This is a genomic window from Dapis purpurea BLCC-M126, from assembly GCF_050015975.1.
Taxonomy (GTDB): domain Bacteria; phylum Cyanobacteriota; class Cyanobacteriia; order Cyanobacteriales; family Microcoleaceae; genus Trichodesmium.
In genome coordinates this window covers 1-17200 of sequence record NZ_JBNHER010000004.1, presented here as the reverse complement: position 1 = coordinate 17200, position 17200 = coordinate 1, and the positions used below count along the sequence as shown (strand labels likewise).

Below are 17200 nucleotides of genomic sequence, written 5' to 3'. Positions count from 1 at the left end.
CTTTTAGGAGTAAAATTAATGGCGCAACAGCAGTTTCTGAAACTATTTTACCCAGAGCTTCTGCTGTACTACTACGCACAATAAAGTTTGACTCTTTTAGAAGTGGAATTAATTTAGGAATTGCAGTTTCGGAGCCTATTTTACCCAGAGCTGATGCTGCACTACTACGCACAATAAAGTCAGAGTCTTCTAGGAGTAAAATTAATCTAGGGATGGCAGTTTCGGAGCCTATTTTACCCAGAGCTGATGCTGCACTATAACGCACATCAGAGTCAGAGTCTTCTAACAATTGAATTAGTCCCGAAATTGCCTTTTCAGAACCTATTTTACCTAAAGCTGATGCTGCACTATAACGGACAAAAGAGTCAGCGTCTTCTAATAATTGAATTAATCCTGGAATTGCCTTTTCAGAGCTTATTCCTATTTTACGCAGAGCTAATGCTGCACTACTACGCACAATAAAGTCAGAGTCTTCTAGGAGTAAAATTAATCTAGGGATGGCAGTTTCCGAGCCAATGTTAACTAGAGCTAGTGCTGCTATCCAACGTATATCAGAATCTGAGTCTTCCAGGAGTGAAATTAAGTGGCGAAGAGCTGTTTCTGAACCTGTTTGATACAGAAATTCCGCTGCCCTGCTACGGATATCGTAGTTTGAGTGTTCTAGGAGTAGAATTAATCTCAGAATTGCAGTTTCGGAACCTATTTCACCCAGAGCTGATACCGCACTCGTACGCACAATAGAGTCAGAGTCTTTTAGGAGTCGATTTAATCCCGGAATTGCCTTTTCGGAACCTATTTTACCCAGAGCTGATACCGCACTCGTACGTACAATAGAGTCAGAGTCTTTTAGGAGTCGATTTAATCCCGGAATTGCTTTTTCGGAACCTATTTTACCCAGAGCTGATGCTATAATACTACGCACGATAGAGTCAGATTCTTTTAGGAGTAGATTTAATCCCGGAATTGCCTTTTCGGAACCTATTTTACCCAGAGCTTCTGCTGCTCTCTTACGCATATCAGACTCTGAGTCTTCTATGAGTGGAATTAATTTCGGAATTGCCTTTTCGGAACCTATTTCACCCAGAGCATCTGCTGCACTCCTACGCACATCAGAGTCCGAGTCTTCTAGAAATTTAACTAACCCCGGAACAGCAGCGTCCGACTTCGTTAACCCCGCCAACTCAACTTTCACCAACCCAGGCAACTCCAACCGCTCAACCTCCCTAAACGCCTGCTCCTGAAACCTCCCTTGCACCTCTCCCACCAACCTCGCCCCCAAAAACCAATCTACCTCCAACGCCAACCTTACCACCCGCACCGCTAACACCTCATCCTCCACCAACCCCAACATCAACGCCACAACTTCCGTCCACTTCAAATAATTCAAATAATCCCACTGCAACTCATAGTCACTCAAACCAGACAACAGCGACAACAACCTTTCCGCCGTATAATACTCCTGCAACAACTGATGGCGAAACGAAATCTCACCATCATCTCCCACCTGAATCAAATGATGCTCCAATAAATCCTCCAACCAACGCATCGCACAGTCAGTCGGAGCTACCACCTCCTCTCGCAAAAACTCTGCCAACACCTCCTCAGCTTTTTGCCGAGAAATAGCAACCATAATCTCAGTTTTCGACTCCCCATTTGTCATCACCCACGCCAACTCCTGCAATAACCTATCCCACCAACGTCTTGAACTTTCATCAACCGGAACATCTTGCTTGAGGCGACTCCTATAACTCTGAGTAAAACTCCGAAACACCAACCCCAGATTCGCAGGTATTACTTTGTTATAACCAAACACCGAACACAACATCAACAAAAACATGGGAGTTTCCCCCAACTCCCGCAACCTCCCCTGCAACTGCTGCCATAATTTTTCACCATGCTCCGGCAAATAAGCACAGACAAACTCCTGCATTTGAGATTCCGTCAGAGGCAGCATTTCCAACCTTTTCTCAATCCCCAAATCTCCCCCCAGACTCAAATCTCGCGTGGTAAACACCATGGCAGTTTTGGGGTAGTCTTGCCGAAACATTCTCACCTGTTGTCGTGCCGCTTCCGATGCCATCTCGTTAAACCCATCGAAGAGCAGTAAAAATTCACCTTGATGGAGCAAAGTTTCTAGAGTTGCTGTATGTATATTTATGTTGGGGTGGTGTTTATGGATAAATTTTTGGATTCTGTCAAGTACGGAAGTTTGACTGTAGCGTAGTTCGATGAGAATGGGAATTTGGCCATTTGATCCAGACTTAGCCTTATCTGCTTCCTCCAACAATAATCTGGCCAAAGCAGTAGATTTTCCCGATCCTGGTCTTCCCACCAATAAAACATGATTGGGGGCATATTTCCGCAAACCCTCCAAAACCGTCAACCGTTCAATTTTCTCTTCTGGACGTTCCCTCTGTTTTTCCTCCGACTCAATAGTTTGTACCATCAAACCCAAGTCCAACAGTGGAGAAATATTTTGCCGTTGCTGAAGAGACTTTTTTCCTGCCACATCCGTCAGAGTATAAACCTCCCACCATTGGGTGTATTCTCGGCAAATTGATTCTAGATAGGGCCTCCAAATCATAAGTCAGAAGTTAGAAGTTAGAAGTCAGAAGTCATAATTTTCAAGTTAGAAGTTAGAAGTTATATCATATCCGGTGGAAAGTATTAAAAGTTCGTAGTGTTGCTCTAGCCCATTGAAATATCTATCTTCGGGCTAAAGCCCTACTACAAACAAAGACTTTTTTATTACTTACTTATCCGGACATTATATTGGATGGGCTAAAGCCCTACTACAAACAAAAACTTTTTTATCACTTATTATCCAGAGATTATATTGGAAGTCAGAAGTGAGATTTATTTGATTATTCTTACTCTTTAATCCATTAGCGTAAATTATATCTATAATACCATTTGGACAAATATCTATTGCCAATTCCTAACCCCCTATTCCCTACTCCCTAATTTAACTTTTAAGAATGAAAAAACAAGATAAAACCTTACCTTTAACCTTAATAGGAGCAGCCTGCTTAATGATTATCGGCAGTGTCGCTGGCTATATCCTCATATCTTCGGAAGAAACAGTAGACAATTTGCCCGTGGGTGCCGAGGTTGTCCCCAAGGATGCAATGATGACTTTACATCTTTCTACTGACTCTACTCAATGGGAAAATTTACAACAGTTTGGCACTCCTGAATCAAAAGCTGCTTTGCAAAAATTGTTGGGGCAGTTGCGCGATCGCTTCCTAACTACCTATGGCTATAATTATCAACGAGATATTCAACCTTGGGTGGGCGAGGAAGTAGCGATCGCTTTTTTACGCAAATCTACTTTAGAACCTTCTAATCCAACTACTCCCGATTCTCCACCACCACCCCCCGCTCAACAAGCAACTATGATGGTATTGCCCATCGCCGATTCAACTGCAGCTAAACAAATTTTAGACAAACCGCCTTCCCTTAAAGAAGGTAAATTAGTTAAACGTACCTACAGAGGTATTGAAATTACAGAAACAGAAGGAGTACCTAAACAAGATATGTCTGTTGCAGCATTGGGAGGAAAGTTTTTGGTAGTTACTAATTCTCAAACTGCAATAAACCGAGCGATCGATATATATAAAGGAGACGAATCTCTTGCAAAAGCTCCTGGTTATAGAGAAGCGCTCCAAACACTGGAAACTTCTGCACCTTTTGCTCAGGTATATGTAAATATTCCTGTTGCTGCTGCTTATACTTCTAGTAAATCTGTTACTCCTGTGTCTGAGGAAAATCTCAAACAACTTGAGGATAACCAGGGAATGGCAGCAACAGTCAACATAGTTCCTGAAGGTATAGATTTAAAAGCAATTTCTTGGCTCAAACCAAATAGTCAGAAAAAGTTTACTGTAGAAAATAATGCGACAGGAATGTTAAATCGAGTTCCTGGAAATGCTTTGATGATGATATCTGGTAGTAATTTACAGAAAATGTGGTCTGATTATGTCAAGGGTGCAGCAGCTAATCCCATCGCTCCCATTAATCCAGATACATTCCGTCAAACTGTGAAGAATGGAATTGGGATGGATTTAGATAATGAATTTATCAACTGGATGGCGGGAGAATATTCTTTGTCTTTGTTGCCTATTCCTAGAGAGAAGGATCAGTTACAAAGATTTGCTGCGGGGTTTGTGTTTATGGTGAAGGCAAGCGATCGCCGTGCTGCCGAGGAGTCTCTGAAAAAATTAGATGAGGCAATGAAGAAAAGAGAATTTGAAGTAGGCGAAGCTGTTGCTAGCGGACAACCTGTGGTGAAATGGACTTCCCCATTTGGTGGTTTTACTGTAATTCGTGGTTGGTTGAATGGGAATGTGGCATTTTTCACCTTGGGAGGATCTGTGGAAAATCAAATATTGCCTGCACCGACAAATTCTATGGCGGAAAGTGTTGTCTTACAAGAAACTCTACCATTAGAGTCAGAATCTTTTAATGGTAACTTTTTCATTGATATTAATCGAACTTTCAATCCTCAAAATCTTTCTATTCCACAATTACCTGCAAATCAAAAAATTTGGGTAGATGGTATGGAGTCTATTGGGGTGACATCTATTGTTAGTAATAGTCGCACAACCAGTTATGATGTGTTTGTGAAATTGAAAAAACAGGAAACAAAATAATCCAGTCATTTCAGTTATAAGTGCGAGCATCTTGCTCGCCATAATATCAAATCTGCTTGGCAACAGAAGTGTTATCAGAAACCGGGTTTGTCGGAGGTAGAAGTTTGATAGCGGGGCATTTAAAACAAACCCGGTTTCTACGCTTTTTTCTACCGATGCTACCGGATTTGATCTAAAATATTGGTCTCCATAAAATCTTATTCCCAACAAAATTGGGGGGTTGAAATACAGTTTTGATCAGACACTAACAGCAATAGTTGAATGCTTAAATATTAAGCCAATTTTCTAAATCATTTATACTCTTAAAATCTAAGAAATCTTCCCCCAAATTTTCTAACTCTTCAATCGTTAAATTTTCAATTTTGCTAGTTGTTTTCGTATCAATTTCCCCAAAACGCTTTTTCAGTAAACGCATTATTAAGGCGATCGCCTCATTTTGTCTACCTTCTTCTTTTCCTTCTTGTCTCCCTTCTTCTTTAGCAAAAATTATTTTCCCTCTTTCATCTTGTAATGCCATTGCCCGATTTTGTGCTATTTCTAATTCTTCTACAGTCATACCAGCTTGATTCGCTAAATTTAAAGCTCATTCTATTTCTGATACTTCTTCTAATGAAGGCGGAATCTCATCAAAACTAGAAGCTTCTTTGAGAAAATAAATCCATTTATCTGCTAAAGTTTTTAACTCTGCTAGTTTTTTCTTGAACTTGGGTAATTCCACAAATACTAATCGTAATTCCTCATCCAAACATTGAAAATTTTCCGTTTCTTCTTTAAACACAAATTTATTAATGATTTTCTGGGCTTTTTCAAACAAAATGAAATCGGTAATTGTCACAGCTATTACTGGTTTAAGTCTAATATAATTATCAGAAGCTTTTAATTGATTTGCATATCCTTTCGCCACGTTATAAATTACCCGTTTACCAAAACTTGTCATGGATGATACTTGCATTTCAATTACCACAATTTTTCCATCAGCCAAGACTGCTTTTACATCCAAATAAGTGTCTTTTAAAGTTAACACTTGACCAGGATTATAAGGATTAATAATGGTTAAAGATTGAATAGTTTTTTCTCCATCATAAATAATGGCATTGAGTAAACTGATTAAGATATCTTTACTTTCCTCGGAGCCAAAAAATTTTTTGAATACATAATCTATTTTCGGGCTAATGAATCTCATGTTTTTTATCCTGAATTTGGTTGAATTATACCAGATATTTCAGTAAACAATAAATCAATAACTGACAGCTAAATATTTACTAACTAATGGATAATTAGTAAATATTAATTAAATAATTCCGGTTAAAATCCTCCTCTTTTAAATTGACTAAGAGAAATAAATTTTTTCCTTAAGCGTCAATTATCTTGCGTTTATGGAAAAGTAATTATTCATTATCCATTATCCATTATTAATTAATGAACTGCAACTTGCAAATAACTAGAAATTTCTCGACAATATTCATTACATAATTGCGACATTCGGAAGTTTTCATTACGGGGATAAGTCGCATCTATTTTAACATCTGCTACTACTCTACCAGGGCGGGCAGCCATCACAATTACTCTTTGGGATAAATACACAGCTTCATAAATATTATGAGTCACAAAAACTACAGTCCAATTTCGTTCTTGCCATACATCTAATAGATCGCTATTTAATTTACTACGAGTCATTTCATCCAAAGCACCAAAAGGTTCATCCATCAGAACAATTCTTGGCTGAGTTACCAACGCCCTAGCAATAGAAACTCGCATTTTCATTCCACCCGATAATTGTCGTGGATAAGAATTTTCAAAACCATTTAATCCGACTAAATTAATTGCTTCTTGTACAATTGTGCGAGATTCTCTGAGAGATTTTCCTGTTAATTTCAGAGGTAAATGTACATTATCAATCACATGAGACCAAGGCATTAAAGCTGGTTCTTGAAATACAAAAGCTAACTCATTTTTATCCTTATTTATATTTGATTCAATTTTGCCGGAACTAACTTCACTTAATTCTGCTATTAATCGTAATACTGTGCTTTTTCCACAACCAGAAGGCCCGACAATAGTTACAAATTCTCCTTGATTAATTGTCAAGTTCATGTCTTGCAAGGCAACAGTACCATTAGCATAAATTTTATTGGCATGAGTACAGGAAATAGCTATTTTATTGTTCATTTTTATTGTTGATATTGATGTTAATTGATTAGCACAATTACCATGTTATACCAATTTAATAAATGTTTGCTACAAATACTATTTTTTTTTAGGAGTCAGGAGTCAGAATAAATGGCTTTGATGCCATTTATTAGTTCATAACTTATATTGTTAAGTAGACCGTGGTAAATTTTGTACTTTATGTCTCAAATTATAAACTTGCTCGGAAATATTTCATATCAATTACTTGAGGCTTTTTATAGCTAAATATCCAACATCTTTTTTTTCCTTGTTCTACTTAGTCCAAAAGGGATCTCCTGTAAAGTCTTTTTATCACCCTTATTATTCCTAACATTCTTTTCTCAAATTGGTGTTATACCATTTATAGGAATATGATTTAAGTTGTAAAATCTCGGATATTTTCTACTCTGGCAAAAAGCCTATATATTTTTCCGAGATGACTATTAGTTTGACAAACACTATAAGATGTTTATATTCACGGAAAACATCAATAATTTTTTCAAGTGTAAATTATGCTTTAATTCTTTACTTTATATTAACTTTCCCATAGCCCAGTCTTGGAGTCGGAATAACGTCAAAGTTCATATAGCAATCCTAAATAGGTTGTGATAAGTTTTATAATAGCTAATTTAAACTGAAAGCTTTGAAAATTCTGACTCCTGACTCCTGACTCCTGACTCCTAACTACCACCAAAATATTACAACTAAAATAAGATTGCTATATCTATTGAAAAAAACCGAATAAACTACTTGACTCTCCATTTGACTGGAGACTTTATTATAGAGATATTAGTTTTATAGTGTTACGCATTAAGGTTAGGAGATTTATCAATCCTGAAACCATTTTAGAGTCTAATATTCCCTATTCCCTATTCCCTATTCCCTAGCGTGTAGCACTATAATTTCTCTCCCTACTCATCAGGAGGCAATTATGGAAATAACATACTTAGAACTAAAAGGTATGGGTTGTGCTGCCTGTGCTAATAAAATTCAAAAAGCTATTGAAAATGTAGCTGGTGTAGCAGAATGTCAAGTTAATTTTGCTATGGCACAAGCAACAGTTAAGTATAATTCCCACAAAACAAATTTACACAAAATTAAACAATCTGTAACAGATATTGGCTTTAAAGCAAAACCACTTCAGGAAACAATAAATCTGGCAGAAAAAGATAGAGAAAATCGCCGAATAGAACGACAAATGATAAATAAAGTTGTTGTCGGGGGTATTATTAGTGGAATTTTAATTATTGGTTCGTTGCCGATGATGACTGGATTAAATATTCCCTGGATACCAATGTGGTTACATAACTCCTGGCTACAATTAGTCTTAACTACTCCTGTAATTTTTTGGTGCGGTAAATCATTTTTTATTGGTGCTGGAAAAGGATTAAAAAATCGTTCTGTAGATATGAATACTTTGGTTGCTCTTGGTACGGGGGCAGCTTATTTATATTCTTTATTTCCCACATTTTTTCCAGATTTTTTTACCAAGCAAGGATTAAATCCAGATGTTTATTATGAAGCAGCAGCCGTAATTATCACTCTAATTTTATTAGGCAGACTGCTCGAACATCGCGCCCGGAAACAAACCTCAGCAGCTATTCAAAAATTGATGGGTTTGCAGGCAAAAACTGCTAGAGTTATTCGAGAGGAAAAAGAAATAGATATTCCCATTGAACAGGTAAAAATTTGCGATTTGGTTTTGGTGCGTCCTGGAGAAAAAATTCCTGTGGATGGGGTAATAAAAGAAGGTAATTCCACAGTAGATGAATCTATGGTAACTGGTGAAAGTTTGCCTGTAGAAAAACAATCGGGAGATGAAGTTATTGGCGCAACAATTAACAAAACTGGTAGTTTTAAATTTGAGGCTGCCAGAGTCGGAAAAGATACAGTATTAGCCCAAATAATTAAATTAGTTCAACAGGCACAAAGTTCAAAAGCACCAATTCAAAAACTAGCAGATATGGTAATTTCTTGGTTTGTTCCCGTTGTAATGGGAATAGCGATCGCTACTTTTCTGATTTGGATTAGTATAACTGGTAATTTAACCATGTCATTAATTACTATGGTTAGTGTATTAATAATTGCTTGTCCTTGTGCTTTGGGATTAGCTACTCCTACTTCTGTCATGGTGGGAACTGGAAAAGGTGCAGAAAATGGAATATTAATTAAAGGTGCAGATAGTTTAGAAGTTGCTCATAAAATTCAGACAATTATCTTAGATAAAACAGGTACGCTTACCCAAGGAAAACCCAAAGTTACTAACTATATAACTACTCAAGGAACTGCCAATGAAAATGAAATTAAATTGTTAAAAATAGCAGCAGCAGTTGAACGAAAATCAGAACATCCTTTGGCAGAAGCAATTGTTGAATATGCTCAAGCTCAAGGAGTAGAATTTCCTTTAGCAGAACCAGAAAAATTTGAGGCAATTTCGGGAATGGGAGTACAAGGAATTGTCTCAGATAGATTAGTACAAATTGGTACTTCTCGCTGGATGAATGAATTAGGAATTGATATTACTAATTTGCAAAGTCATCAAAAGAAATTACAAGCTGATGGTAAGACTACTGCCTGGATAGCAATTGATGGTCAAATTGAAGGAATATTTGCCATTGCTGATACTTTAAAACCATCCTCAAAAAATGTAGTTCAAACATTACAAGAAATGGGAATAGAAGTAGTAATGTTAACAGGAGATAATCGCCAAACAGCAGAAGCTATTGCTGCTGAAGTTGGCATTAAAAGAATATTTGCTGAAGTGCTGCCAGATCAAAAAGCTGAAACTATCAAAAATCTGCAATTAGAAAAGAAAAAAAGAAGCGATAACCATCAAATTGTCGCGATGGTAGGAGATGGAATTAACGATGCTCCAGCATTGGCTCAAGCAGATGTCGGAATAGCTATTGGTACAGGTACAGATGTAGCGATCGCTGCTAGCGATCTGACATTAATTTCTGGAGATTTAACTGGCATTGTTACGGCAATTAAACTCAGTCGTGCCACCATGAAAAATATTCGTCAAAATCTGTTTTTTGCCTTCATTTATAACACTTTAGGTATTCCTATTGCTGCCGGTATTTTGTATCCTTTAACTGGTTGGTTATTAAATCCAATTCTTGCAGGTGGAGCAATGGCATTTAGTTCCGTTTCTGTGGTGACAAATGCTTTACGTTTAAAGAAATTTAGACCCAAAGTAAATCTATAGTAATTTTCATACTTGTACTGTAGGAGTTTGGTTTCCAAATCCCATTTTGGCTTCGGTTTAGATACTAAACCCCTACGACAAAATTTTCTAACCTATTTAGGATTACTATATGCTATATTACTCTATTAGACATCTCCAAAAACACTGATTTTGGAAAAGTTTCATAAGGGTTTAAAAATCTTTTATAAAAATTTCTATTATTCGATTAAGACGAAGTGTTAGATGATAAAAGTTTATGCTTTTTACAATAATAAAGGTGGTGTTGGTAAAACAACTTTATGTTCCAATGCTTCTATATTGTATGCTGAACAAAATCCAGAGAAGCAAATTTTAGTTATTGATATGTGTCCTCAAGCTAATATATCTCAATTTTTGCTTGGGGGTGGAAAGGAAGGATATGATAATAATCAAAAGTTACAATCAGCTTACAAAAGACGTAATGTAGTAGGTTTTGTTGATTGGATTTTGAAAGGTAATGCTGACAAATCATTGCCAAAAAATTCTACTTATAAAGTTCGAGCGTCTCTCTATAATGAGCATATTCTAGAAAATCTGTATTTAATTGCTGGCGATTCTTTTTTATAATCTTTATCTTTAGCTCTTAATTATGCTGTAATTAATCCAGCAAAAATTTCAGCATGGAAAGATTATATGACAGCAATAAAAAGATTATGTTGAAGTGAATTTTACAAGGAAAAATTCAAAGAATTAGTTGTTTTTATAGATTGTAATCCTAGTTTTTCGATATATACACAGATGGCGTTACTTTCTTCTGATTATTTAATAATTCCCATGATGGCTGATTTTACTTCATTAAAAGGAATTCAAGGAATTTTAATGTTACTTTATGAACAATATCCTTCAGAATCTCTCAAAAAATATGCCAGTGATATTGTCACATTTAATAAACAAGTTCAGCGATTCGAGCTTAAATTACCTAAAATAAAACAATTTGTTTTTAATAATTACACGAGTAATAAAGGTGTGGCTAATGCCTATGATTCTATTAGACAAGAATTAATTAGTTTTTGCTATGAACAATATCAAAAATTTCCTGAATATTTTACTAAGAATAATAATTCATTAGATTGTCTAAGTACATGGCAAACTGCTTATGTTACCAATGTCAAAGATTTTCATTCTTCAGGAAAAGTCTCTGCATCTCTTGGGATTCCTTTACATCAACTTCCTGAGCAAGGGCAAACTTTTGAAATGCCAGATGGAAAAGAAATTACTTTGGCTAAACATAGATATGCAGAAGCTGTCGAAAATGTCAAATATTTAGTCTCAAAATTATAAATTTAATCTCAATAATTTTGACACCAATGATATAGCAATCCTAAATAGGTTGTAACAAGTTTTATAATAGTTTATTTCAATTGAAAGTCTTTGAAATTATGACTCCTGACTCCTGACTCCTGACTCCTAACTACCACCAAAATACTACAACTAAAATAGGATTGCTATAGTATGACCCATGAAAGTTATGTTATGATAATTAAGATCATAATTCTTCATCTGGGTGTTATATTAAGTTTAGTGGGAAGTAAAAGTAGTAACATTAATGTTCTATTTGCTTCAAAGAGACTGTTTGTTTAGTTGAGAGGAATAATAATAGTGTTAACACAACCATTGTTAAAGACTAAGAATTTTCTGAGAAATGTGAAAAATTTCCAGAAGATACCTAATTGGTATTGGGTAGAGAAAATTCCAGAGTTCAATATGAGTTTTAATGATGTACAAGTTGAACCTGGTTCAGATAAATTATTTCTCAAACCCCTGGAAATATATGTTGAAAAGGAAAAATATGATTTTCTGCTGACAAAAAAGGCATTAAATCAAGCAAAATTTCTCAAGAAAAAATTAAATGCTAAATTTTCTATAGGCGCAAATGATGAATTGATTTTAGAAGTTGAGGGAATCAAAGTCAATATTCAAACTGAGGAAGAGCTTTCTATTATTTGGGAAATTTTTTGGTTAGGAATTTATAATTGTATCTACGAAAAACCTGTAGTTATGTTAGATATTGGTATGAATACAGGATTGGCCAGTCTGTATTTTGCCAGGCAGGAAAATGTCAAATCAGTATGGAGTTACGAACCTTTTAAAGTTACTTACGATCAAGCATTGCATAACTTTGATTTAAACCCAGAAATTGCCCATAAAATTAAACCATTTAGTTATGGAGTTGCTGCTGAAGAAAAAACAGTAAAGGTCGAATTTGATAATGAATTAAGAGGAAGTATTGGAGTTGAAGGAGTTACAGAAAATCGAAAAAAAAATCTGGAAAATCAATCTTTACCGACAGAAGAAATTAGTCTAAAACCTATCAGTGAAGAGCTAAATTCAATAATTTCTCAGCATCCAGATATGGATATTATTGCTAAAATTGACTGTGAAGGTTCTGAGTATGAAATATTTGATTCTTTAGTGGCAAAAGGACAACTAAATCAAATCAAAGTAATTATGATGGAATGGCATTACAAAGGGCCTGAGAAATTAGCTGATTATTTGCGTCAAGCTGGTTTTGCCATTTTTTCTCGTTTGCCTCGTAGTAGCAATATTGGAGCGATATATGCTGTTAGAGTGTAATTTAGTTTCCGAATAATTTTGCTCTATATTTGTAGGAGTTTGGTTTGCAAACCAAACTCCTACAGTTTTTTTTGAGAAATAATTTAGGATTGTTATCTGCTACAATTATAGGCGTTGTTGTTGATGTATGGGTATCACAATAGATGGCTAAAATCTATAAACTTCATTCCGGGTGTAGCAAAATTACAAATTCATTCAGCAACGCTAAATTATACTTTGATAGCTTTTTTGAGATTGAGGATGAGTGAAACAGAAGGCAATTTATTAAAACAAAAGAAACGGGAAAAAAAGTCAGTTGAGAAAATAATCGAAGAATATAACAAAGGGGAAAGAAATTTTAGCAATTTGGATTTGCGAGGTCAATCTTTTGCTGGATATAATCTATCTGGAGCTAATTTTACCGGATGCAACTTAAGAGGAGCTGATTTTACCGGATGCGATCTAAAAGGAACAAATTTTAGAAGAGCTAGGATGGTAAAAGCTATATTACATGATATCAAAGCTGGAAGTGAAAACGATCGGACAACATATACCTGGTTTTTCGCCTTCTTGCTTTTTGCAGCATATCTGACTATGAATGTAATTAAGTTATTGGTTTTTTCTAGGGAAGGTGAAATAGATTTAATCAATAATGATCCTAATGATTTTTTCTCATTAGCGCTCCTTATTCCTGTAGGTTATTTAATCCATCTATCTCAAAGTCAGGGCAATATTGCTGTGCTTTTTTGGGTATTAGGAATATTGGCTTTTTGGCTGAAAACTTTCAATGAGCCTTTATGGGGACTATTCGGAAATCTATTGTTTTGGGGATTGGCAGTTTCTCTACTTTCCCCAATTTATCGTTTTTCGATGAGTAAATCTTGGAGAAGTTTAGGACAATTATTTCAGAATTTTCCTGTTTTGATAATCTTAAGCTTTTTGTCTGTTTGTTGTGTTCTTTTTTCATTTTTATCCATTGATATACTGGACTTACTAGAGAAAATAGACTTCCCAAACCTACTGTCTTTGCTAAAGAAAGTAGACTTCCTCAACCAACTAGACTTACCACAACAACTAGAGCCACTAGATGAAAGTAACTTGTTATTAATTCTCAGCTCAATAACATTTAATTTGCCAGTTATATCTTTGCTATTTTTATCACTTGCAGCCTATTCAACTCTATTTGATGCCAATAATAGAGAAACTTATATAAATATCTTCAAAGCTTTTTTCCGACTAAGAATGTCTATATTTGCTTTCTCGCTTGCTTCTAGTTGGAGTACATATTTATTGAATTCAGTTGCATCAGATATTTATTACTTGTACTTGATTATTTCGATACTTGTAATTCCCTTGCAATTATACATTCTTTTCAAGTTGTGGCAACTTATAAAAGCTAAAAAAATAAGGATACTAAAATGCCTATTTTGGGTCTCATCAATTTTATTTTGGGTCTATTTTTTATGTACTCAAAATAATCCAAGTAACTTATTTGATTCAGATTTAACAATTTTCAAATTAAAAGTTTTTGACATAATTACATTCATTGTAATAGTTTGGTTGTTTTCATTATTGGTTCTATCAAACTACAATTTTGCTAGTTTATCTTTGAGGTCTGAACGGTCTGCAAAATGGCTGGGTTGGTGGTTTTTTATTAACCTTGTATTACCAACCAATTTAATCTTCTTTGGATTTTCTTATACCCCATACTTAGATTGGAATATCAATAATTGGTTATTATTTTTTGTTCTTACTATAAGCGTCTGGCTAATATTTTTATTGCCTGGCTCATTTTTGTATATTCACAAGTTTATGACTTGGTTAAAAGCAAGAATTAAAAAGAAATTGATTTACCAATTTTTGGATTTTTTAGGGTTGATATTGTTTGTTTTGTTTACTTCCTGTTTAGTAGCAAATTCAATAACTATTATCATTTTTTTCATAGACTGGCTTCAATATGGTCAACCTAATTCTTATTTTCTTGAATTCTATATTTATTCTATAATAGAAATTTTACCGTCTGTCTTCGTATTATTTGTTTTATCTTTTGTTTCGTGGCTAATATTAATATTCACAAAAAACAAAATTGCTGAGGCAAAACAGCAATCCTTTCAGCTTCAAAAAATCAAATCTCAATATTCTATATTTCGCGATTTAGCTGTCTCCTTCAGATGTATAAATAGTACCAACTTTGGTGAAGCAAATTTAACAGAAGCTGACTTCAGCGGTGCTGAATTTACAAGTGTCAATTTTCGTGGGGCGAAGTTGGACTACGCCATCTGGACTCAAGTGAAAGGATTAGAGTGTGTTGCCACTGGTAATACTTATCTGAAATATCCGAAAGTCAGAAATTGGGTTGTTCAAGTAAAGAATAATAAAATAGTAGACGGAGATATTAGAAATGGTATTAAGCTCAAAAAATTTTGATTCTCTCAATCTGTATCGGGTGAAGTTGTCAGGATTAGACCTGAAACAAGCTAGCTTTCGTAATGCTAATCTTCGGTATGTTGATTTGAGTAATACCAAGCTAGATGGAGCTGACTTTACAGATGCGGATCTAACCCAGACTAATTTGGCAGGAGCGCAACTAAATGAGGTTAATTTCACTGATGCAAATTTATCCCTGGCTAATTTGCAAGGGAGTAAATTGTGTAATGCTATTTTAGAGCGTGCTTGTGTACAAGGTGCCAATCTCAATCAAGCCGATCTGACAAATGCCAACATCTGCAATTGGAAAATTAGCAGCTCAACAACCATTGCAGGAATACAAGGAATATCTGACAATGAAATTAATATTGACGCATCAGAAGAGCAATGGAAAAATATCGACACCACCCTAGAGGAACTCTACCAACTCAAAGGGATGGCCGATCGAGAAACCTGGAATGAACATTTTTTTGAGAAAGCCAAAGATGTTGAACTTCCGCCCCATATTTACAATCATCTGTTTGAGAAATACTATGAGAGTCACCTTTTCCAAGAATCTCGAAATTCTTTGAGGGTTTACTTGCTGCGTGATTGGGAATTTCTCAAAATAGAACGATGGATCGAATCTCTGAACTATTCTATTGCTCACTTAGATATTTTTCCGATTTTGGAGAAGTTAGAGAAACTATCGATTATTGGTGCTTTATTTCTTCTGATTAATACATTAATCGAAGTTGACTACGAATCTAAGTATCGCACTTGGGAAATTATTAACTCTGATAACGAAAAAGTTTTTGGTGGTACTCGTTTAGGATTGGAAAGATTGGTCTAGGAAGGAGAGGATTTGGAGTGGCTAGAGGCAAAAGATGCAGATTTAACGGGTATTAACCTGCGGAATGCAAATTTAAAAAATGCTAATTTCAAGAAGGCTATATTGATTGAGGCTGACTTGAGAGGTAGCGATCTAACAGAGGCTGACTTGACAGAGGCTGACTTGACAGAGGCGAAGCTAGAAGGAGCAAAGCTGGAAAAGGCGAAGTTGGGAGGGGCGACACTGAAAGGGGTTGACTTTAAAGGCGTTGACCTCAAAGACACTGAACTCGAAGGCGTTCTCTTTAAAGGGGCGAAGTTGACAATAGTTCAGTTACAGAAAGCTCACGAAAATAAGGCTGACCTGAGAGGTGTTGACCTGAGAGATGTTAACCTTAAGAACGCTCGCCAGGGACCGTTTAAAAATATTTTGAAATCTGAAGAGGAAAAGGTTAACCTGAGTGGAGCTAACCTGAGTGGAGCTAAACTGAATGGGGCAATCCTGACTAGATTGGACCAGAGTGAGGGTAAATATATAGGGGTTAACCTGAATGGGGCTGACCTGAGTAATGCTGACCTGAGTAATGCTGACCTGAGTGGGGCTAACCTGAATGATGCTAACCTGAGTAATGCTGAGCTGAGTAATGCTGACCTGAGTAATGCTGACCTGAGTGGGGCTAAAGAACTAACGCCTGAACAAGTACGGCAAGCTAAAAATTGGGAATCAGCAACATTCGATCCAGAATTCAGAAAGGAACTAGATAATGCTGAACCTTAGAAGCTATTTGAGAAGTATTGCATGGAACTGATGAATCCGCGCAAACCTAACCCCCCTGCCCCCCTTCCCTACAAGGGAATGGGGGTGAATAAGCCTCTCTCCTACGAGGAGAGAGGTTTTGATGAGTTTACAAGCAGTTTCTTAGAAAAATCAATGAATTATCCGTTCTACTAAACTTACCTAAAATTACCCAGAAGGCAAAAGGCAATCATCTTAAAGGCGATTACAAAAAGTTTTCACTTTGTACTAATGTGCCAATAACAAAAAGAGCGATCGCCTAATCAAAAATCCTGTTGTACCAACTATTTTTGGATAGCGCTCGCCATTCACGCCATAATCAAAGGAGGTAAAAAAATACCCTCTGTATAATTTTTCGCCAATAACTGTTTAATTACTTTTTAAAAGATTTACGCAGTGAATTTCCCAATAAAGACAATCAACCAAAAGCAAATAATCCTAAAGTGTTTATAGGTTCAGGTACTGACTCAATTAGGAATGTATGATTTAGTTTGCTGGCTTTTAATTTATAAATATTATATCATGTCCGGTAGCATTGGTATTGTATAGAGAAGGTAAGGAAGAAGG

The 17200-nt window shown here is 35.8% G+C and carries 10 protein-coding genes and 1 pseudogene; 8 read left to right on the top strand and 3 right to left on the bottom strand.

Annotated features, from left to right (window positions below; translation table 11 throughout):
* A partial coding sequence (locus tag ACP6PL_RS00955; protein ID WP_426541589.1) for a HEAT repeat domain-containing protein occupies positions 1-2584 on the bottom strand: 2584 nt, incomplete at its 3' end.
* A gap of 394 nt (positions 2585-2978) precedes the next feature.
* Between ACP6PL_RS00955 and ACP6PL_RS00950 the strand changes: the two genes are divergently transcribed.
* Positions 2979-4652 (top strand): DUF3352 domain-containing protein, encoded by a 1674-nt coding sequence (locus tag ACP6PL_RS00950; RefSeq protein ID WP_426541587.1) that lies wholly within the window; start codon positions 2979-2981, stop codon positions 4650-4652.
* A gap of 265 nt (positions 4653-4917) precedes the next feature.
* On the opposite strand, the pseudogene ACP6PL_RS00945 reads toward ACP6PL_RS00950, so the two are convergent.
* Together ACP6PL_RS00945 and ACP6PL_RS00940 are read right to left on the bottom strand one after the other, a co-directional pair.
* A pseudogene (locus ACP6PL_RS00945) lies at positions 4918-5835 on the bottom strand (Rpn family recombination-promoting nuclease/putative transposase).
* A 233-nt stretch (positions 5836-6068) separates the two neighbouring features.
* On the bottom strand, positions 6069-6821 hold the full coding sequence (locus ACP6PL_RS00940; RefSeq protein ID WP_426541585.1) for an ABC transporter ATP-binding protein: 753 nt from the start codon (positions 6819-6821) through the stop codon (positions 6069-6071).
* 931 nt (positions 6822-7752) lie between these two features.
* Here ACP6PL_RS00940 and ACP6PL_RS00935 point away from each other — a divergent pair.
* The 7 genes from ACP6PL_RS00935 to ACP6PL_RS00905 all read left to right on the top strand — a co-directional run bounded on the left by ACP6PL_RS00935 (position 7753) and on the right by ACP6PL_RS00905 (position 16615).
* Positions 7753-10029, top strand: coding sequence for a heavy metal translocating P-type ATPase (locus ACP6PL_RS00935; protein WP_426541583.1), 2277 nt, complete (start codon positions 7753-7755; stop codon positions 10027-10029).
* 222 nt (positions 10030-10251) lie between these two features.
* Positions 10252-10614 (top strand): ParA family protein, encoded by a 363-nt coding sequence (locus ACP6PL_RS00930; protein WP_426541580.1) that lies wholly within the window; start codon positions 10252-10254, stop codon positions 10612-10614.
* A 135-nt stretch (positions 10615-10749) separates the two neighbouring features.
* Entirely contained in the window at positions 10750-11328 is a 579-nt protein-coding gene (locus ACP6PL_RS00925; RefSeq protein WP_426541743.1) for an AAA family ATPase, read from the top strand.
* Positions 11329-11646: 318 nt separating this feature from the next.
* Positions 11647-12621, top strand: a complete 975-nt coding sequence (locus ACP6PL_RS00920) for an FkbM family methyltransferase (RefSeq protein WP_426541578.1) — start codon at positions 11647-11649, stop codon at positions 12619-12621.
* A gap of 240 nt (positions 12622-12861) precedes the next feature.
* Positions 12862-15027, top strand: coding sequence for a pentapeptide repeat-containing protein (locus tag ACP6PL_RS00915; protein WP_426541576.1), 2166 nt, complete (start codon positions 12862-12864; stop codon positions 15025-15027).
* A complete protein-coding gene (locus ACP6PL_RS00910; protein ID WP_426541574.1) occupies positions 15002-15859 on the top strand; it encodes a pentapeptide repeat-containing protein in 858 nt (285 codons plus the stop codon). Before ACP6PL_RS00915 ends, ACP6PL_RS00910 begins: the two co-directional genes overlap by 26 nt.
* 12 nt (positions 15860-15871) lie before the next feature.
* Positions 15872-16615: a pentapeptide repeat-containing protein gene (locus tag ACP6PL_RS00905; RefSeq protein ID WP_426541572.1), complete on the top strand. Its 744-nt coding sequence runs from the start codon at positions 15872-15874 to the stop codon at positions 16613-16615.
* Positions 16616-17200: the final 585 nt, after the last annotated feature.